General features: G+C 61.1%; 15 protein-coding genes. 9 read left to right on the plus strand and 6 right to left on the minus strand.

The genetic code is table 11. The features are described from left to right. Position 1: 1 nt before the first annotated feature. From JQ635_RS25555 to JQ635_RS25565, 3 genes are all read right to left on the minus strand, one after another. Positions 2-1072 (minus strand): phosphotransferase, encoded by a 1071-nt coding sequence (locus JQ635_RS25555; RefSeq protein ID WP_211412535.1) that lies wholly within the window; start codon positions 1070-1072, stop codon positions 2-4. Beyond that, positions 1069-2667: a gamma-glutamyltransferase gene (gene ggt, locus JQ635_RS25560; RefSeq protein WP_246583764.1), complete on the minus strand. Its 1599-nt coding sequence runs from the start codon at positions 2665-2667 to the stop codon at positions 1069-1071. The genes JQ635_RS25555 and ggt overlap by 4 nt, the downstream gene beginning before the upstream one ends. A 75-nt stretch (positions 2668-2742) precedes the next feature. Further along, entirely contained in the window at positions 2743-3183 is a 441-nt protein-coding gene (locus JQ635_RS25565) for a hypothetical protein (protein ID WP_211412537.1), read from the minus strand. A gap of 183 nt (positions 3184-3366) precedes the next feature. Between JQ635_RS25565 and JQ635_RS25570 the strand changes: the two genes are divergently transcribed. Beyond that, positions 3367-5076: a phytoene desaturase family protein gene (locus tag JQ635_RS25570; RefSeq protein ID WP_211412538.1), complete on the plus strand. Its 1710-nt coding sequence runs from the start codon at positions 3367-3369 to the stop codon at positions 5074-5076. 19 nt (positions 5077-5095) lie between these two features. Here the strand turns inward: JQ635_RS25570 and JQ635_RS25575 are convergent, their stop codons facing one another. Continuing rightward, positions 5096-7111, minus strand: coding sequence for a CocE/NonD family hydrolase (locus tag JQ635_RS25575; protein ID WP_246583747.1), 2016 nt, complete (start codon positions 7109-7111; stop codon positions 5096-5098). A 138-nt stretch (positions 7112-7249) separates the two neighbouring features. On the opposite strand from JQ635_RS25575, the gene JQ635_RS25580 reads away from it, so the two are divergent. From JQ635_RS25580 to JQ635_RS25590, 3 genes are all read left to right on the plus strand, one after another. Next, positions 7250-8152 (plus strand): LysR substrate-binding domain-containing protein, encoded by a 903-nt coding sequence (locus tag JQ635_RS25580; protein ID WP_211412540.1) that lies wholly within the window; start codon positions 7250-7252, stop codon positions 8150-8152. 113 nt (positions 8153-8265) lie between these two features. After that, positions 8266-9714, plus strand: coding sequence for a gamma-aminobutyraldehyde dehydrogenase (locus JQ635_RS25585; protein ID WP_211412541.1), 1449 nt, complete (start codon positions 8266-8268; stop codon positions 9712-9714). A 12-nt stretch (positions 9715-9726) separates the two neighbouring features. After that, on the plus strand, positions 9727-10299 hold the full coding sequence (locus tag JQ635_RS25590) for an Lrp/AsnC family transcriptional regulator (RefSeq protein WP_211412542.1): 573 nt from the start codon (positions 9727-9729) through the stop codon (positions 10297-10299). A gap of 276 nt (positions 10300-10575) precedes the next feature. Here JQ635_RS25590 and JQ635_RS25595 read toward each other — a convergent pair whose 3' ends face one another. Continuing rightward, the gene (locus tag JQ635_RS25595; RefSeq protein ID WP_211412543.1) at positions 10576-13182 is read right to left on the minus strand and encodes a MobA/MobL family protein; all 2607 of its coding nucleotides are present in this window, start codon (positions 13180-13182) and stop codon (positions 10576-10578) included. Between the two features lie 146 nt (positions 13183-13328). On the opposite strand from JQ635_RS25595, the gene JQ635_RS25600 reads away from it, so the two are divergent. Further along, positions 13329-14054: a hypothetical protein gene (locus tag JQ635_RS25600; RefSeq protein ID WP_211412544.1), complete on the plus strand. Its 726-nt coding sequence runs from the start codon at positions 13329-13331 to the stop codon at positions 14052-14054. Between the two features lie 487 nt (positions 14055-14541). Here JQ635_RS25600 and JQ635_RS25605 read toward each other — a convergent pair whose 3' ends face one another. Continuing rightward, positions 14542-15522, minus strand: a complete 981-nt coding sequence (locus JQ635_RS25605; protein WP_211412545.1) for a LysR family transcriptional regulator — start codon at positions 15520-15522, stop codon at positions 14542-14544. Positions 15523-15624: 102 nt separating this feature from the next. Here JQ635_RS25605 and JQ635_RS25610 point away from each other — a divergent pair, with 102 nt between their 5' ends. Genes JQ635_RS25610 through JQ635_RS25625 form a run of 4 tightly spaced genes read left to right on the plus strand, consistent with a single transcriptional unit; the run spans position 15625 to position 18666 of the window. Beyond that, positions 15625-16569: a ketopantoate reductase family protein gene (locus tag JQ635_RS25610; RefSeq protein WP_211412546.1), complete on the plus strand. Its 945-nt coding sequence runs from the start codon at positions 15625-15627 to the stop codon at positions 16567-16569. Between the two features lie 4 nt (positions 16570-16573). Continuing rightward, positions 16574-16960 (plus strand): VOC family protein, encoded by a 387-nt coding sequence (locus JQ635_RS25615; protein WP_211412547.1) that lies wholly within the window; start codon positions 16574-16576, stop codon positions 16958-16960. 12 nt (positions 16961-16972) lie between these two features. After that, positions 16973-17443 (plus strand): MaoC family dehydratase, encoded by a 471-nt coding sequence (locus tag JQ635_RS25620; protein ID WP_211412548.1) that lies wholly within the window; start codon positions 16973-16975, stop codon positions 17441-17443. Continuing rightward, the gene (locus JQ635_RS25625) at positions 17440-18666 is read left to right on the plus strand and encodes a CaiB/BaiF CoA transferase family protein (RefSeq protein WP_211412549.1); all 1227 of its coding nucleotides are present in this window, start codon (positions 17440-17442) and stop codon (positions 18664-18666) included. Before JQ635_RS25620 ends, JQ635_RS25625 begins: the two co-directional genes overlap by 4 nt. Positions 18667-18668: the final 2 nt, after the last annotated feature.

The raw sequence follows: 18668 nt of genomic DNA on the forward strand, positions 1-18668 counted from the left end.
TTCACCTGGTTCTGTTGGTGCGTAGCATCCGCTGCGCGGTTCCCGGAGAGATGTGGGCGAGGCGGTCGAGGCCGTCCCACGCCGCACCGTTGTTCTTGAGGATATACGTGCTGTTTTCCGGATAGCGCTCCGCACGCCAGCCGGTGATCAGAACCGTAACGAGCAGCCGCGTGGCGATCAGATCGGGTAGCAGTTCGATCTCTTCGGGATACAGCGGCGTGATTTCCTGGTAAGCCTCGACAAATTCACTGGGGCCTTGAAGCGGATCCGGACCGGCGGCAATGTGATAGGCCGCGCCGATCGCGACGTCGTTGACGAGCTGAGTGCGAATGATGTCACCGAAATCGAGTATTCCCGAAACCTTGTCTGTGTCTGCGGCGTCGACCAGGACATTGTGTGTATTGAGGTCGTTGTGCACGACCTGAGTACGAAGTCCACTCATGCATGGCTTGGCTATCGTTCGGAAGCGCTCGAGGGCAATCTGCGCGAGCTTTGCCTTCTCGCCGTCCCGAACATATGTAAGCAACGGCTGTAGCCGATCCGCGTTGGCGATATCCCAGGCGAGCTCGTAGCTGTCGGACGGATGGCGGAAGTCCGCAAGCGCGCGGGCAAGCCGCGCGAGCGTCTGGCCAAGCCCATGGCGCTGGTTCGTCGTTCCGACAGTTTCTGACAGCGGGCGCCCCTGAAGAAAGCTGAAAAGGCGCACGGTACGCAGCGGGCTCTCGCCGATCGCAAGGCGCAGTTCGACTGCGCCGTTTCGCGCGGTACGGATGCGCTGGACCGGAAGACCTGGATCAACCTGTCCGATCCATTGCAAAGCCGCCGTTTGCAAATTGGTGACTTCCGGAGGTTCGGCGGGGTTCGTGAATTTGAGGAGATATTCGGCCCCGGCAGCATCGCGGAGGCGGAACATCCGATCCCGTTCGCTTGCCAGTTTCTTCGCTGTCGTCTCGAGACCGTAGTGCTGCCGCGCGATCTCGGTGGCCTGCTCGTCGGAGACGTCAGGGGATGGCGTGGACAAAATTGAGGACAGGATGGGGTCGGTGAAGATCCCCATTCGGTCGATGCTCACGATGAGACTCCAAATGCGACCCCGTCGTGCCCCGGGTCGGCGCCGCCGTCGAGGCGGCCGTCGACCAATCTGATGCCGTGGACGGCCGCGAACCCAAAGCCATACGGCGAACGGATGATCTCACAGCCGTCGCCTTCCAGCTCCCTTGTCACATGCCGCGAGATGCGGTTGGAGACATCGATGGCGTCGCTGGTCGACGAAAATCTGGGAGCGCTGACGGCCTCCGTCATGGTCATCCCGAAGTCGATCACATTGAGGATAGCCTGGAGCACACCCATGGCGATCTGCGTTGCACCGGGAGCACCGATTACGAGGTAAGGGCGTTCGCCACGGAATAGGATGCTGGGGCAGATCGAACTGAATCGCGACTTGCCCGGTGCAATGGAGTTAGCATGCCCCGGCCGCGGGTCGAATACCGCCATGCAGCCGTTGTACATGAAGCCGAGGCCGTCGGTGATGACGCCCGACGGCTGGCCCAGCGAGTGAGTCATCGACACGCAACACCCGTCCTTGTCGACTACCGACAGGTGGGTCGTGTCCTTGGTCGGGAAACCGCCACGCAGGCGGGTCACGGTAGACCGCTTGCCAGATCGGATGTCCTCGGCAATCGTCGATGCGTAGTCCTTGCTCAGTAGCCTGTCGAACGGGACCTGCACGAAGTCGGGATCGCCAACGAAGCGGTCCTTGTCGGAAGTCGCACGCTTCATCGTTTCGCTGACCACACGAAGGTATGCCGCCGTGTTGTGACCGAGCGAGGCGAGGTCGAAATTCTCAAGGATGTTCAGCATCTCGACCAGCATGAGTCCGCCACCTGGCGGATGGTTGGTCGAAATCTTGTATCCACGGTAGTCGCCCCAGATCGGTTGGGCCAATTTCGGCTGGAAGGCTGCGAGATCACCAAGCGCAATCAGTCCCCCCTTGGCCTTCATGTCATCGGCGATCGCGTGCGCAATCTCGCCCTTGTAGAAGACGTCCGCCCCGTCTCGAGCAATCAGCCGCAGGACTTGCCCAAGATCCCGGTTTACGACCTTGTCGCCGACGCGCTTCGGCGCGCCGTCCGCTCGGCAATAGAGATCTCGACCGGTCTTGCTGAAGGCAATGCGGGCATGATTGGGAGCGCGACCCATTTCACCCTCGTCCGACCAGAACCAGTGCACGTGCGGCCGCACGGTCCAGCCGCTCTCGGCATAAGCGATGGCCGGTTGAATGATCTCAGACCAGGGCAGTCGTCCGTGGGCGCGGTGCGCCGCCTCGTAGGCGCGTAGCGAGGCCGGGACTGCGACCGAGCCGTAGCCGAGGTCGTTGACCTGCCCTTTCAGAACAAATCCAAAGCCGTCACGCGTCTCGTCGATGATCAGGTCGCTCCACATGTCTGGCCGTGCCGCTGCGGGCGCTGGCGCGTGGAAGTCGAAATAGCCGTGATGCTTGCCTGGAGCATAGACTGCCATGCTGCCGAAGCCGGCGATGCCACACATCAGGGGATCGACGACCCCCTGCACGAAGGCACAAGCGATCGCAGCATCGACGGCATTGCCGCCGATGCGCAAGATATCTGCTCCGGCATCCGCCGCTTCGGGTTGCGGCGCGGCGATCATGGCGTTGATCTTTGACAATTTAGGCTCGCTCTGTTCGAGGTGATGCAGCTCGATCCTCGGCTGCCCCATTAGGGTTCATTTCACAGGAAGCTGAATCTTATAGAGATGATGATCGAAAAAGCGACCGTCGGATCGTGCGGTGAAGTTGCCCGTTACGATACCGCTCGCCCCCTCGAACCGGCCGCCACCGCCGATAATCGTCCACGAGATCGAGCCGGCGGCCGCACCTCCGGCCAAGTCGATGCTGCGGCCTGGATGTCGTGTTTCGACGATCAGATGACTGTGGATGCCCGGAAAATCGACGCGTCCCGCCTCCCAGAACTGACCGTCCTGGGCGAACACCATCGTATCGAAACTCGCCTGTCCGAGGACGTGTTCGATCTTTGCCTCCGGGGAGAGCCCTTCATTCTTCACGTCGAGGATAGTCCCGGTTGCTTTCGACCTCACAAACCCTTTGGCATCCGGCACCGGAGCGCCTTCGCCCTCAAAATGAACTAGCACGGTCAGGATATTCATGCTGCGTCGCCTCGCCAGAATTGCTGCCACGACACAACATAGGCGGCGGACAATGCTGACAGGGTATGAAAGCACGGCAAATATCAGCTCGGATTCGCTGAATTGGCCGATAATATCAGCGAATTCCACTGGCCGATTTGACTAGGTTGGGCCGCAAGGATATCGGAACCAACAAGGTTCATCATGATGCAAGCATACGACGTTGCGATTATCGGCGCCGGCCACAATGGGCTGGTTTGTGCAAACTATCTGGCACGAGCCGGGTTGAAAGTCGTGGTGGTGGAAGCCAGGCCGATTATCGGCGGCGCCTGTACCACGGAAGAGCTCATCCCCGGCGGCCGCTTCTCATCGTGTTCCTACATCCAGATGATGTTGCGCCACGAGGTTGTCGAGGATCTCGAGCTGAAGAAATACGGTCTCGTTTCGGTCGCACCCGAGATGCAGGAGATGGCGCTCTGGAGCGACGGTGATCACGTCATGCTTTGGCAGGAGATCGACCGGACGCTGCGCTCGATTGAAGCGCACAGCAAGGACGATGGCCCGAATTTCATGCGTTTCGCGACGCGGCTGCGCCGTTTTGGCGACATTACGCAGTCGGCGCTGCTTAGCGACCCGCCGACCGCCGACAGCCTGCGTCACGCGTTCAGCGAGGCCGGCGAAAGCGAGCTGTTCGAGGAGTTCATCCTGCTCTCTGCGGAGGAACTGCTCTCACGCTACATCAAGTCGGATCGTCTCCGCGGCTTCATGATGTTCATGGGCATGGTCTCGACATGGGGCAGTCCGACGACGCCGGGTACCGCCTACGTCTACGGGTATCACGCGCAAGGTGAGTTCGAGGGTCATTTCGGCCGCTATGGCCTGCCCAAGCAGGGCATGGGCATGATCGCCGAGGCGCTCGCAGCCGGTCTTCGCGCGCATGGCGGCGAGTTGCGCACTGGCGTGCCGGTGAAATCCGTGCGCATCGAAAATGGCGCGGCGACCGGCATTGTGCTGGCCGATGGAAGCACCCTTGCGGCCCGCACCATCGTCTCCGGCGCGGACCCGAAGCGATCGCTGGTGGATCTCCTGCCGGATGGTGCCCTCACTCCGCCGGTGGCTGCGAAGGCCAAGAACATCGACCAGCGCGGTTCGATGGCGCGAATTCATCTCCTGGTCGATGCCCTGCCCGATTATGTCGGCTTCCCGGCCGGGCGCGTCGGCCCGCAGCACCAGGGACTTGCCATTCTGGGTCCGACACCGGCGCTCTACGAGCGGGCCTGGCAGGCGCAGCAGCGCGGCGAGTTTGCCGACGACTATGTGATCGAGGCCCTGGTTCCCTCCGTGACCCATCCCGAGCTTGCACCCTCCGGCCAGCACACCTTGTCGCTTGGCGTCCAGCAGCTCCCGTTCGAGCTCAGTCGCGGCAATTGGAACGGCCGCAAGGAGGAGTGGGCCGACCAGGTGATGGAGATGTACTTCCGCTACGCTCCCAACCTGCGGAACCATATTCGCGGTCGCCACGTCATCACGCCACTCGATCTGGATCAGACCTACAACATCACGGGCGGCAACATCTTTCACTCCTCGATGGTTGGGCTTGAAAACCTGTTCGAGCAGCGCCCGATCGCCGAAGCTTCGAGTTATCGAACACCGATCGCCGGTTATTATCTCTGCGGTGCCGGAAGTCATCCGGGCGGTGGTGTGACGGGCGCGCCCGGCCACAACGCGGCCCACCGCATCCTGGCCGACCTTAACGGGCAGCGTGACCAGCGTGTTGTCCGCAATCCCCAGGACTACGAGGCGGGAATGCTCGACGGCCTGTTGAAGACCGACATAGGGCAGAAGCTCGGATATCAGGTGGCAAAATCGCGGGTATTTCGTTCCGTGACAGAATTGCTCAATCGGAATCGATAACGGCCGGCGCCTCTCGAGTTCAAGCCGAGCCGCGCGGGACGACCCTGCTAAACTGCCGCGCATAAACGTCATGCTCGCCTTCATAGGCCGAGATGCGGGTATTCACGACGAAGCTCTCGTCGTTGCTTGTCACGATGGCATCGACCGCGACCCTTGTCGACCAGTCGCCGCGGCTAAGCGTCCAGGTCGCCGAGGTCGTGCAGTGCGCCGACAACGGATCGTTCGCCACGATGCTGTACGTTCGTTTCATCGTTGATCCGAATGTGAGGCCATCTTTCTCTAGCCGGACCTCGCCATTGTCTTCATCGACAACGATCTCAAGGAGGGACGACACGACGTCGAAATTGCGACGGCGTTCGAGGCGCGGCGAGCGCAGCGTGGTCGCCGCAAGGCCGGGCTGCTTGTTCGCTATCGGGAGCGCTGGCGTAGCGCAGCGTTGACCCGGTTTGCGCAGCGGCAACGTCAGTTCGCAGTGTGCAAGATCGAAGGTCAGGGTCGTGTGGCGAGGGGCCGGCCAGACGATCGGGAAGTAGCTCGTTGAAATCGCGATCCGCAGACGATGGCCGGACTTTAGGCACCATCCGATCGGCGCAAGCGTAAGCTTGACATCATAGCTTTGGCCTGGTTCGACCGTCAGCGGATGCTCGTCGCCCTCGCGATGGCTGAGATTTAGAAAGCCGTAAGTCACACGGGTCGAAGTGCCATCGGGCGCGACATCGCAAAGCCGCGCCACGATCTGCCCGCAAGTCTGATCAGACGCTACGGCAAGTGAGAGAACGGGTGAGCCCAGCAACTCCGTGTCGCCTGTGACCGGCTCACCATCGAAGCACAGCGACAAGCCGTCGGCCTCGCGTTGATCTTCCGCAAGATGGGCGCCCAACCCGGCCGGATACCAAGGCATCCATTCTCCCGAAGTCGCGCCAACGGTCAGGGGTGATCGCATCGCCATTTTCGCATCCGAGTGCAAATCAGTTCCGAGCCGGCCCGGTGCCAGTCCGTAGCGCTGCATCTTGACCGACCGCGGCGGCCACATGCTTTCTTCGATCCAATAGCCTGGCCGCTCCATGAGGTCCGGCCTCGGTTCATGAGATTCGATCAGCCAGGCCGTGAGGGAAGGCCACTTGAGGGACTCGTCCGAGGATCCCTTGAGTGTGTGGTCAAACCAGCATGCAGCGAGATCAACAAAATCGAAGCCCGGCCCCGGGCGTGCCGTATGTGGAAAGCAATGCCCCCAAGGACCGGCAATCACAGAGCGTAGTGTGTTGGATTCCTTTAGCAGGGTTGGCAGGGCGACCGAATAACCGGTGTCGGCCCAGCCGACCGTTGCCAGAATCGGGCAAGCGATCCGATCGAACGCGCGTTTGGCCGAACCGGCGTGCCAATAGGAATCAAAAGTCGGGTGTGCGCCCCAGATCTCGAAATAATTCTGGTAGGCCGACAGTCGTTGGAGCCACATGTCGCGCCATCGCTCGCCGACGACCCAGGGCAGCGGAGGCCGCAGATGCATACCGCTGAGTTGCGCGCCGTGCCAGATCGCGTAGACAAGCAGGCAGCCGCCTTGGTAGCGGTTGAGGTATCGGTCGTCGGCGCCGTCGACGGGTAGAATCGCGCTCAGCGATGCTGGCTGGTTTGTTGCCACCATTAGGCTTGCATGCGCGGGCCATGACAGGCCGGTCATCCCGGTGCGGCCGTTACACCAGGGTTGTGCCGCGATCCAGGCGAGCGCTTCGACCGCATCCTCCCAGTACGCGGTATCGAACTGATCCGGGTGCAATCCATCAGAATTGCCAGTGCCGCGTACGTCGAGCTTGACGCAGGCATATCCGCGCGCGGCGAGCGGCGCGTAGATTGTCTCGTCCGCAAGAGCGCTTCCGTCTGAACTCCGATACGGGTGATAGTCGATGATGGCAGGCACGGGACGTTGCTCTGCGTCCGCGGGCCGCCACAGTCTTGCACCAAGCGCGATTCCGCCGGCTAGCGGTATGGCCAAGTGATCAATCCGCAAGACGTCTCCACCCGGTGCATTTGTACCCATGGCCACTCCCTTCTGGCCCAAAGTAACAGGCGGGAGAGACAGTCCTCACTATTCATTATCGGAAATTCAGGTCATTATGCTGTTTTGGGGTCTCAATCCGGGACCTTGGCGGCACGATCCGGAGGTGGATAGGCATCAATGCATCTCACGTTCAGGCAGATTTCCTATTTTGTGGCGACCGCCGAGGCGGGCTCGGTGTCCGGCGCAGCGACACGCCTGAACATTTCGCAATCCGCCATCACCGAAAGCGTTCGGGCGCTCGAGGCGCAAACCGGCGCCGTCCTGTTCGATCGGAGCTCCAAAGGCGTCACCCTGACCTACCAGGGTCATCAATTTCTGCGGCACTCGCGCCTGATACTTGCTGCCGTCGCCGATGCCGGGCGCGTGCTGAAGACGGGATCGGAGGCTGTCTCCGGCGTTCTCAATCTCGGTGTCACAAGCCTGGTTTCGGGCTATTTCCTCGCCGATCTCTTGGCGCGATTTCGCCGCATCTTTCCCAACGTGCAGGTCAAGGTTGTGGAAGAAGACCGCGCCTTCATCGAACACCTTCTGGTCAACGGAGAGCTCAACGTCGCGCTGATGCTTGTCTCCAATCTGGAGGATCATGATGCGTTGGAATTCGAGACGCTGGTGCGATCGCGCAATCGCGTTTGGTTGCCGGCCGGCCATAATCTGCTGGCGCAGGAGCAAGTCACACTGGCTGCGATCAATGAGGAGCCGCTGATCGGCTTGTCGATTGACGAGATGCCGCAATCGACCGCTGCGCTTTGGCAGTCCGCTCGCCTACGGCCGAACTTCGCGTTGACGACGTCATCCGTCGAGGCCGTCCGTAGCCTCGTGGCAACTGGCGCGGGTGTAGCGATCATGCCGGACATGACATTCAGGGCATGGTCGCTCGAGGGCGATCGTCTCGAAGCCCGCTCGATCCAAGGGGTCGAAGTTACGGTCGACGTGGGGGTTGCCTGGCGGCGTGGTTCGGTCATTTCGGACCAGGCCCAGATTTTTCTGCATCTGGCGCGCGAATACAGGAGCGAGAGGTAGAGCGACCGGCTTTTCCGATAGAGACCCGCCAGCTTTTTGTATTTCCCATAGTCTCGGCACCCTGGCTAGGGTTCTACCGTCAAGATTGATTGCTGAATGCTGGAGCCAGGCCGATGAATATCGCCCAACCGAACGTCATGACCAACCTGCTGATCGACGGGAAGCTGGTTCCAGGCGACGGGCCGGTCGAGGCCATCATCAATCCCGCCACTGGGAAAATTCTAGCGGAGGTCCCGGAGGCATCGTCCGATCAGATCATCGCTGCAGTGAAGGCAGCGTCACGCGCGTTTGAAAAGTGGTCGCAGACCACGCCTGCTTACCGGGCCGGATTGCTTCTGAAGGTGGCTGACCGCATCGAGGCAGAGGGCGAGGCATTCGCGCGACTGGAATCGCTCAACTGCGGCAAGCCCTATCTCAAGATGCTCGGCGACGAGATTCCGGCAATCGTGGATGTCATTCGCTTCCTTGCCGGGGCGGCGCGCTGCATGACTGGCAGCGCGGCAGGCGAATACGTCGGCAATCACACCAGCATGATCCGCCGGGATCCCGTCGGCGTCGTGGGTTCGATCGCCCCCTGGAATTTTCCGCTGATGATGGCGGCCTGGAAACTGGCTGCGCCGCTCGCGGTCGGCAACACGGTCGTGATGAAGCCTTCCGAGCAGACCCCGCTCACGGCTCTGAAACTCGCGATGATCCTCGCGGAACTGTTTCCGCCCGGTGTCGTCAACATCATTCCGGGGCGTGGCGACAGTGTCGGATCATCGCTGGTCAGCATGCCGGGTGTGCGCATGGTGTCCCTGACCGGCGATATCACGACAGGCCAGAAGGTTCTTCAGGCCGCCGTGAAAACCCTGAAGCGAACCCATCTCGAACTCGGCGGCAAGGCACCCGTCATCGTCATGGACGATGCTGATCTCGACGAAGTCATTGCGACCGTCAAGACCGCGGGCTTCTACAATGCAGGGCAGGATTGCTGCGCGGCTTGTCGTGTCTATGCGGCACCCAAGATTTACGACCGCGTCGTGGCGGATCTCGCGAGCGCCGTGAAGACCATCAAGCTCGGCGCGCCGGAGGACGAATCGACCGAGCTTGGACCGCTGATCACCGAGCGCCAGCGCGAGCGCGTGGCGAGCTTTGTCGAGCGCGCGAGCCAGCAGAAGCACATCGAGATCGTGACCGGCGGATCGCGTACAGATCGTGACGGCTTCTACTACCAGCCGACCGTCGTCGCGAACGCGCAACAGACGGACGAAATCGTCCGTCGTGAGGTCTTCGGGCCGGTCGTCTCAGTGACCAGGTTCAACGACGCCGAGCAGGCGATCTCCTGGGCCAACGACAGCGACTACGGTCTCGCATCTTCGGTCTGGACCCGCGATGCAAAGACCGCGCTGAAAATCAGTTCGCGCCTCCAATACGGCACGGTATGGGTCAACACCCACTTCACGCTGATCAGCGAGATGCCGCATGGTGGCCTGAAAATGTCCGGCTATGGCAAGGATCAGTCGATGTATAGCCTAGAGGACTATACCGTGATGCGCCATGTCATGATGAATTTCGGCTAAGGAGGCGCCGCCATGGAACAGGTCTGCATCAGTTCCATACGGCCGCTACCCGTCGAAGACGCTCGGTTGCGCCTCGATCGTCTCGACATCAAGATCCTGGCTGCATTGCAGGGCGACGGGCGGATGAGCAATCTCAAGCTCTCCGAACTCGTCGGCCTTTCGCCGACACCGTGCCTGCAACGGGTCCGGCGTCTTGAGAATGCAGGGTTCATTGTCGCATATGGCGCCACGCTCGACGTCAGAAAGATCGCTTCGCACATCACTGTTCATACCGACGTTACTCTTCGTCGTCGCACCGTCGAGTGCACACAGCAATTCGAGCGCTACGTTCGGGACGAGCAGTTCATCGTCGAATGCTACTTGGTGAGCGGAGGCTTCGACTATGTGCTCAAGATCGTAGCGCGAGATGTCGATCATTACCGCGAGATCATGGATGACATGCTTGCGGCGGAAGTTGGCGTCGACCGGTTTTCGAGTTTTATCTCTCTACAGCAAGTTAAGCAGTCTCGCGGGTTTCCGTTGGGGCTAATCAGTACTCCCTCCAGCCCGTCTGATCGCAAGGGACGTGTAATCCGGCGAGGCTAGGGAAACCGTAAGCATTTCTCAGCCCGACGGTCTCAGGAAATCTTGGACTGTTGCTCGTGACGCAGCACGGCTGCTTCTCGGCAAAGGCTTGTATCGCTTGTGGGTACGGCTACGAAGGGCAGGAATTCGTAGGCCATGGAAGCTCGAGATCGAGTGCGCAAGCTGCTATAATCCCACATTTGTGTATACCTTGCTCCCTGAAGTTGATGGAATCGATCACCCTGCCGACGTCGACTGCGACCCAGTCGCACACTCAAAAAGACGCAGGATGATTTGCTAAAGCACGTTGCGAAATCTGCCGTCCAGATCTGGCGCAGCATTCGACGTTGGACGGAGTGAGCGTCTCCAGGCCCGCAACGACATATACCGAAGGTTCTGTTTTAGGTAGTAGATATCGCCTTCGTTCCAGCGCTCTGGCTCGAGTTCATCCAGTTCAGGAGGAAGATCGAAGGGAATATTTGGTTCCGTGTTTCCTGTCCGATCTGGTTCGATTCCGGCGAGGAATCGGATGATTGTCCTGGTCAATTCATCGCCGTACATGCTGAGGACCTGAGCTGTATTTGTGGCGTGTTCTGGGTTGTGACGCCCGACGTAGTCAAAAAGTTGCTCGTAGCCGAGCTTTGAGGCTCGGTCGTCGGCTAACAATCGCCGTATGCCTTCGGCAACATTGGTTGGTCGTGGTGCTCTCTTGACGACAGGGGTAGCTGCGGGAAGATCCTCAAAGCTATCATTGATGGCCGCTATGATCTTGCCTGCCGCTGCATCCGGATCCGCGCGTACTTCTCGGTGATGCGGGAGTGCTCCGGGTAAAGATCGCCGAGCCACTTTGATCAACTCGTCCTTGCTTTGGGCAACCTTCGGATCGACGTGCAAGCGCGCCTGCCGTCCACGCGTCGCGACAAGTAACAGGGCGCTCCATATGCGTCGCGGATCGGTCGCCACCAAGGTCAGCTTTGCCTCCGCGTGTAGCTCGCGGGCTTCTCTTATGGAAAGCACGGCGGCCGGGCGAACGGCCGGTCCAGGTTTCAAATCAATCCGCCTGTTTTTGTCAGATGCGATGTCGATGGTGGTATTGACCCCGTCGACTGCGAGGACTCGTGCAAATTCAGTCCGCCCCAAGGTGGAATCGTTGGGTAGCGCTTCCGTCATGATCCATTCGCCGATCGAGAGTTCAAACTTTTTACCTAGTCCGGTAAGCGGCACTGGCTTGCCAATGCTCCCCGACCGGATGCGATCGGCCCGTATCGTTCGGCTTAGCTCTTCGATGCGGCGTGGATCGTCGCAGACGACGAACCTCGATGCATCCTCTCCGAAGTAGGGTAGGCGGCCAAATTCGAGCAAGCCTCTGTTCGCCATCTCCTCGACGGCATGCCGTACCAGACCGGCCCGCAACAGCCGCACGATGTCGCTTGTCCCCCGATCCTGCCTTTCGATGGGGTGAACTTTCGTCACCTGATCCGCAGCGTAGGCAGCGAGATGCCGGCACACCACGCCGGTTTGGCGGCTTTGAACGTGGCCTAGAATGAGTTCGGAGCCGACGTTATTGGCCGCCAGTATCAGTCGGGCGAGGCGCTGGTCGTCGATCAGTTCTGAGTGAGGCACGACTACTAACCGGCCGGGCTGAAGGTGGACGTCACGGTTGCGACCGAGTGCGCGAAGCTCTGACGAGCCTGTGACGGCCATATCCACCGTGCCGGCGATTGGGCCATAAGCCGCAAGCGCGGTTGTCGCGACGCTGCAGTCCGCGAGCTTGGCTCCAAGGATCAGAGGGCTCTCGTCCATTTGGCGGTTCGCACACGTAACCGAAATCTCCGAGACCACCGAATCCTCATCGGCAGCAGTGTAAGCTTTGATGTGGTTCTGTCCGGCTTGATCGATGAGGCGAACCGCGCGTGTCAGTAGTGACTGAATGCGACGGGTCGTCGCGTAAGTGGGCTTTAAAGCGCCGGGTATGTCGGTAAGAGTGATGACGTTCTGATCAAGCAAAATGCGCTCGACGGTTGCATTTTTATCTGTATCGCTGTCCAAGAATTTTGCACAGAGGCGCTCGAGCTCTGCTGTGCGCAATGAGGATCGTCCCCGCAAGAGCGTCTCGATCAGGTGGGTCGGGCTACCTTCAATCGCGCGGAGATTCTCTGCATAGTCCGCATCGCGGCTAGACGCGATCTGTTCGTTGGTCTTGTTGATGATCTTACCACTACCGTAGATGATCGGGCGCAAGTGCTTGCCAGGCTTGGGGGCAATAGGGTCGACGACAAGGTCGATCCCGACCTCGTGAAAGAACGTCTGATGGATTTCCCACGTCAGGTCCGGCCAGTTAACGCCTTCGACAACGTCCGCGCTTTCATTTCCGGTCGAGGTGTGGCGATGGCGCACGACAAAGTCTCGGAGTTTGGGGCCGAGTACGCCGTCGTTGTCCATGGGGCGCAGCGCGAACAGCGCATGCGCGTGACGGTTGATACGGGCTTCGTGGATCGCTGTGTGGATCGGGATCGCTGCCGACCCACGCGCCGCGAGGACGATCCGCCGGAGGATCTCTGCCGCTTCCTTCACGGAAACCTCCGTGGAGGGAGGAAGCGCCACAACGAGGGCCAATCCGACCTGCGGCAGTCGATTTCGTTCTGAAAGAGGGGTGCGGACCTTGCGACGTTCGGCCTCGTCAAGAGCGATCGCCAGCTTCGCGCGGTCGAGAAATGTAGCTGGGCAATCTACTGGAAGGATGATCTCCTCGTGCGCGAGATCACTGCGCAAATGCGAGTAGTCGAAGGGCTGCTCGAAGCGCGGGTCATGCACGGCATTCCGGGCGGCGTAGGCGATAGCACTGACGGCACCGCCGTGGTCGGCAAGGCGGACAGGAGCCAGAAACGCGAAGGGAATTGCCATCGAAGAGCGCCCAAGAACCATTTTGTATATTGAGCCCAAAGTTTCCGGAAACCCGCAAGCGACCGGTCCGGAGTTTCCCCGAAAACTTTTCCTTTTGCGCTTGCCGAGGCGTGTGATGGCCTACGTTCATCGATGAAGGAGGTCCCATGAAGCGTCGTACCCGTATTATGAAAGAGCTCGAAACGTCCGAGGTCGTGCTGGCGCGGTTGCGCGAGGAGCGCGCCCTTCTCGACGCCAAGATTGCGCAGCTGGAGGAGCGCCGCCAAGCAGATGTACTGCAGCTGATTGTGGACACGGCAACACGTTTCAATTTGGCACAGCTGCCGGCCGCGAGCATAGTCGCTGGTCTCGAACTGCTCGCGCAGAGCGCTTGCGTGGATCGTCCGGTCCTCGATCCCGGCGGAACCGATGCTGACAGCTCCGACGATCCTCAAGAGGAGCTCGTGCCCGTGATTGTCCGGCTGACGCGCAACACCTCGGCCGTCAATCGCGAGATGCTTGAGAATGCGGGCGTCCGCTGGAACGGGCGCGCTCGTGGATGGACCGGTCGCGTCACCCCAGACGCCTTGCGGCATCTGAACGAGATCTTCCCCGGTCGCGTCGAGGGACCCGCTCGGAAAAGCTCAGCAGCCCAGCAGGACGACAAGGCCGGCCCGGCGCTCGAAGCCGAGGGTTCGCCGATCACGTCGCCGGACCCTCCGCTGGCGAACGTGGAAGCTGAGGCCGTTGCCAAGACGGAGGGTGGCGCATTGAACGAGACCGCGGCCGAGGAGGGGGCGATCGCGCCCGCGCAGCCGGCGGTCTCCGCGGCTACGCGGCTGCTGACGCCGCAGTACCGGCCGGCACTGCCGCGCCGTCCGTTGCCGACCTAGTCTGCGAGGAGGTGCTATCCGAAACGGGTCATCGGACGCTCACCTTGATGGCTTGCGAGGTGGCGCACAGAGCTGCTACACACCTCTCGTGTCGCCCGGTTTTCTATAGCGATTTCAGGCGCCTGAGGGCGGCGACAATCTGGCTGAGTACCCTCCCGCCCCAGCCAGCTCTCAAGCTGTTGAGTTCATTCGGTAAACAGTTTCATCCCAGTCAGGTCTTTTGGGCGCGTTTGGAAACACAGATTCTAAGGCTCGGTCCAGAACGAACTAAACGGCGTGGCCATGCTGGCTTATCTCCGAGCTTCCAACCGAACATATACCGCGGAAGCTGCTCGGGCGGGTCTGTTTTGCCCTCATCGTAGAATAGGGTGCTACGGCGAACGAAGCGGACAACCGGTCGAGATGCGCTTGTGCGGAATTGCAGCCGTGCCGCAGTCCGCCTAGCCGCGGACTCGGGGGGCGGTTGTTGCCCCGCTACCGGCGACCATTACGACCGCAAATCGCGTGGCCTTCGTTTCCTTGGCCGACCGGAACGATGGAGGCCTCTCACTTCCTGCTGTTGAAAGAGCTCACTGCACACGCCACGCAGCCATTGGCTTGCCGGGTCGTGATGGAAGCGGGCGTGCCAATATTGCTTCACCGTAAAGCCGGTGATCGCCAGCGGGCATTCGAGCACGCGCAGTCCGTAATAGTGGGCCAGCGTTTCGCCAATGTGCCTTGGAAGGGTGGCGATCAGGTCAGTCGTCCCGACGATTGCGGGTAGCCCCAAGAAGCCGGGCAGCTCGAGCGCGACATCAAGGACTATCTGCTGCTTCTTCAGCGCGTCGGCGAGCAACTGATGTCCGGTGCCGGAACGAATGAGGACGTGCGCCTCACGCCTGAAATCCTTTGCGGTGATGCGGTCGCCGATCCGAACATGTTTTGCGTTCGCCAGGCAGACCCAATCCTGCGGAAAAAGTGCCTGTTGGAAGTGTCCAGCGTCGAGGTCCGAGATGTAGCCGAGCGCCAGATCGGCCTCGCCAGACTGCAGCATTCGCGGGGTATCGCCGCCGATCTGGGCCGCCTCGATGCGGATGCCTGGCGCAACGCGGCGAACGTGGGCGAGGATGGCCGGAAGCAGCGTGATGTGGCTCGCATCCGTCATGCAGATGACGAAGCGGCGCTTTGCGGTCGCTGGATCAAACTCAGGGCGAAGCTCAGCCAGACGACGCAGCATCTCCAATGCTTGTCTAGCCGTCCCGATGAGAGCCTCGGCGCGCGGAGTCGGCAGCATCCCCTCCGCCGCCCGGATGAAGAGCGGATCGTCGAGTTCCTTTCGCAGGCGCGCCAGCCAGATCGAAATGGTCGGCTGGCTTTGACCGAGCTTTTCGGCCGCTTTGGTGACGCTTCCCGTGGTGAACAAGGCGTCAAACAGCCGGAGCAGGCGCGGGTCCAGCAGGTTCGTCTCGGAGAGGCCCCGGTGCTTCATTGCGAACTAAAATAATGGATATAAGGATCATAGCATATCCGAATAAAGGGCGGACTGCTACCACGCCTCCGACGCCGAAAAAGGCGCGGGAGAAACGTTCGGATGAGGATCTGCTTTATCGGAGCGGGGGCCTTGGGCTCGACCATCGGCGGCACCCTGGCGCGCGGCGGTGCCGAGGTGTGGTTGATCGATCCGTTTCAGGCTCATGTCGACGCGATTAATGCCAGCGGTCTGCGGATGCTCGAGGGTGGCGCTGAGGCCACTGTAAAGCTCTCTGCGTGCACCTCCGCCGCCGAGGTCGGCATGGTGGCGGACCTCGTCATCGTCCTCGTCAAATCCTACCACACGCGGGAAGCTATCCGGGCGGCAGCGCCGATCATCGGGGCGCGCACGGTCGTGATGTCGCTTCAAAACGGTCTTGGGCACGAGGACATCCTGTCGGAGGAAGTTGGTCGTGACCGGATCATGGCAGGCAAGACCTACGTGGGTGGCGTGCTGCTGAGCCCTGGTCATGTGCGCTCCGGGGTCATCGGCAAGGAAACCATCATCGGCGAACTTGATGGGCGCTTGACGGAACGCGCACAGCGGATTTCCGAGACGTTCAATCGTGCCGGTATTCTCACGCTGCTCAGCGACAACATCCTGGGCACGATGTGGGACAAGTTGTTCATCAACGTCGCCGGAGGTGGAATTACCGCCGTTACCGGCCTGACCTATGGCGGCCTGTATTCTCTGCCTGTCCTGGAAGAGTGTGCGCTGGCCGCTATCTCGGAGGGCATCGCGGTCGCGCAAGCTGCCGGTGTCAAGATCTCGATTATCGACCCTCGGCGCGCTTGGACGATGGCATCCGCTGGGCTGCCGCCCGAGTTCAAGACCTCGATGTTGCAGAGCTTGCAGTCCGGCAATCTGACCGAGGTTGATTACATTCACGGCTCCGTCGTGCGTTGGGGGGCTAAGCTCAACGTGCCGACGCCCGTCAATTCGACCCTCGTTGCGCTGGTCAAAGGCCTCGAATACGCGCGCAGCGACTATCCGGGAAAGGCCTAAGACGATGTCGTTGCCCCGCGCTTACGTCGAACACGTCGCGATCCGCGTGCCGGACGTTGATCGTCACGTCGACTTCTTTCGTGAGGTGCTTGGTCTCACGATCCGCGACGAGCAACCCGCCGACGGCGAGCGCCCGCGTCAGGTATGGGTGCTCGGAAGCGTGCAACTCATCGAGGATCCGAGCTTCGTCGGACCGGAGGGGCGTCTCGCCCATCTCGGCATCATGGTCGACGATTACGAAGGTGTGCTCGCCCGTGCTGCCGCGTGGGGCGCCAAAGCACTGCTCGCCGGGCCGAACTGGCTCGAGCTGCCGGGCGGGCTGAACGTCGAAATCTTGCAAGCCAGTGCGGGTGCCGTGGAAGCGGCGCTGGCGATCAATCCACGGGCGTAAGGAACACGCGACATGACCGATGAGCGCTACTGGGACGATGCCAGGGTCGGCGACGAATGCATCACTCCCTCAGTGACGGTTACGGAAACGATGGTGAATGCCTACGCCGAGCTGACGGGCGATTTCACGCCGGTCCATGTCGACGAGGAATATGCCAAAACCACACCCTTCGGCACGCGCGTCGCGCACGGGCTGTTTGGCCTATCGCTGGCCGACGGTTTGAAGACGCGTGCCGACTACCGCTTCCTTCCGGGAATGTCGCTGGGCTGGACGTGGGATTTCAAGCTGCCGATCAAGCTCGGCGATACCGTGCACGTCAAGTTCCGCGTCGGCTCGATGCGCACCACGAAGCGGGAAGGGTGGGGCATCGTGGTGCTGCCCTCGGAGCTGATCAATCAGCGCGGCGAAGTGGTGCAGCTCGGCGAGCACCGGCTGATGATTCCGATGCGCCCGAAGACCAACGCCGCAGGAGAGCAGGCATGACCGTGCAGGATCTGCCGCTCAAAGGCATTCGCGTCATCGACTACAGCCATTTCCTGGCAGGCCCGTTCATGGGCCGCTGCCTCGCAGCGATGGGCGCCGAAGTCATCAAGGTGGAGCGTCCTAGGGAAGGCGATGCGGGCCGTGCCCATGGCTATTTCAAGGACGGACAATCCGGCTATTTCCTGCAGCAGAATATGGGGAAACAGGGATTGTGCATCGATCTGCGCGACACGCGTGGTCTCGACATGATGATGAAGCTGGTCGACACGGCCGACGTCCTCATCGAGAACTACCGCCCCGGCGCACTCGAGCGCCTCGGGCTTGGTTACAAGGCGCTATCGGCACGGAATCCCAGGCTGATCTACTGCTCGGTTTCCGCCTATGGCCACACCGGTCTCTATGCCGACCGTCCAGGCTTCGGACTGATCGCAGAGGCGATGTCGGGCGCTCTGGCGCAACTGGGCACTCCCGGCGAAGCGCCGCCGCTGCTGCGGATGCCGCTGGCCGACATGTATACCGGCATTCACGGTGTGGCTGCCATCAATGCAGCGCTGGTTGGCCGCGCGTCATCCGGACGCGGCCAGCATATCGATCTGGCGCTGTACGACTGCATGGTCTCGATGCACGACTATGCGGTTCAGCGCTACTTCCTCTCCGGCGGCATCGACCAACCGAAGCAGACCGGCAGCGGACAGCCGGATTCGACCGTCTACGGCGTCTTTCCGGCCAACGACGGCAATCTTGTCATTGCCGCCCAAGTCGATGATGCGTGGCGGCGATTGGCGAGCCTGATCGGGGGAGACACGCTGGCATCCGACGAACGCTTCACCACGCCTGCCGCGCGGAACGCCCATTATGCCGAAGCGATGGACATCGTGCGCACCTGGACGCTGTCGCAACCATCTCGGGACGCCTGTCTTGCGGCACTTGAGGCAGCAGCTGTGCCGTCGGCTCCTGTGCAGACCATCGAAGAGGTCGTGAAGGATCCGCAGATCCACGCGCGTGGCATGCTGGTCGAGCAGGAGCATCCTGTGCTCGGCAAGGTGACGCTACCTAACCTGCCGTTCCGCTTCTCAGACTGCGACACCACGGTGCGGACTCCGGCGCCGCTGCTCGGCCAGGACAATCGCCGCATTGCCGCCTCGCTGGGGGTGTCGGCCGAAGCCATCGAGGCGATGGTGCGTGACGGCGTCCTCTACAACGAAGTGGCAGTACAGGAGTGAGC

The organism is Bradyrhizobium iriomotense (assembly GCF_018130765.1).
Classification (GTDB): Bacteria; Pseudomonadota; Alphaproteobacteria; order Rhizobiales; family Xanthobacteraceae; genus Bradyrhizobium; species Bradyrhizobium iriomotense_A.

Bases quoted from the DNA above. Each gene is read 5' to 3' on its own strand.
- JQ635_RS25605 (WP_211412545.1), bottom strand. From the start codon at position 15,522: ATGAAGCACCGGGGCCTCTCCGAGACGAACCTGCTGGACCCGCGCCTG.
- JQ635_RS25580 (WP_211412540.1), top strand. From the start codon at position 7,250: ATGCATCTCACGTTCAGGCAGATTTCCTATTTTGTGGCGACCGCCGAG.
- JQ635_RS25610 (WP_211412546.1), top strand. From the start codon at position 15,625: ATGAGGATCTGCTTTATCGGAGCGGGGGCCTTGGGCTCGACCATCGGC.
- JQ635_RS25615 (WP_211412547.1), top strand. From the start codon at position 16,574: ATGTCGTTGCCCCGCGCTTACGTCGAACACGTCGCGATCCGCGTGCCG.
- JQ635_RS25625 (WP_211412549.1), top strand. From the start codon at position 17,440: ATGACCGTGCAGGATCTGCCGCTCAAAGGCATTCGCGTCATCGACTAC.
- JQ635_RS25590 (WP_211412542.1), top strand. From the start codon at position 9,727: ATGGAACAGGTCTGCATCAGTTCCATACGGCCGCTACCCGTCGAAGAC.
- JQ635_RS25600 (WP_211412544.1), top strand. From the start codon at position 13,329: ATGAAGCGTCGTACCCGTATTATGAAAGAGCTCGAAACGTCCGAGGTC.
- JQ635_RS25565 (WP_211412537.1), bottom strand. From the start codon at position 3,183: ATGAATATCCTGACCGTGCTAGTTCATTTTGAGGGCGAAGGCGCTCCG.
- JQ635_RS25570 (WP_211412538.1), top strand. From the start codon at position 3,367: ATGATGCAAGCATACGACGTTGCGATTATCGGCGCCGGCCACAATGGG.
- JQ635_RS25585 (WP_211412541.1), top strand. From the start codon at position 8,266: ATGAATATCGCCCAACCGAACGTCATGACCAACCTGCTGATCGACGGG.
- JQ635_RS25575 (WP_246583747.1), bottom strand. From the start codon at position 7,111: ATGGGTACAAATGCACCGGGTGGAGACGTCTTGCGGATTGATCACTTG.
- JQ635_RS25620 (WP_211412548.1), top strand. From the start codon at position 16,973: ATGACCGATGAGCGCTACTGGGACGATGCCAGGGTCGGCGACGAATGC.
- JQ635_RS25595 (WP_211412543.1), bottom strand. From the start codon at position 13,182: ATGGCAATTCCCTTCGCGTTTCTGGCTCCTGTCCGCCTTGCCGACCAC.
- ggt (WP_246583764.1), bottom strand. From the start codon at position 2,667: ATGATCGCCGCGCCGCAACCCGAAGCGGCGGATGCCGGAGCAGATATC.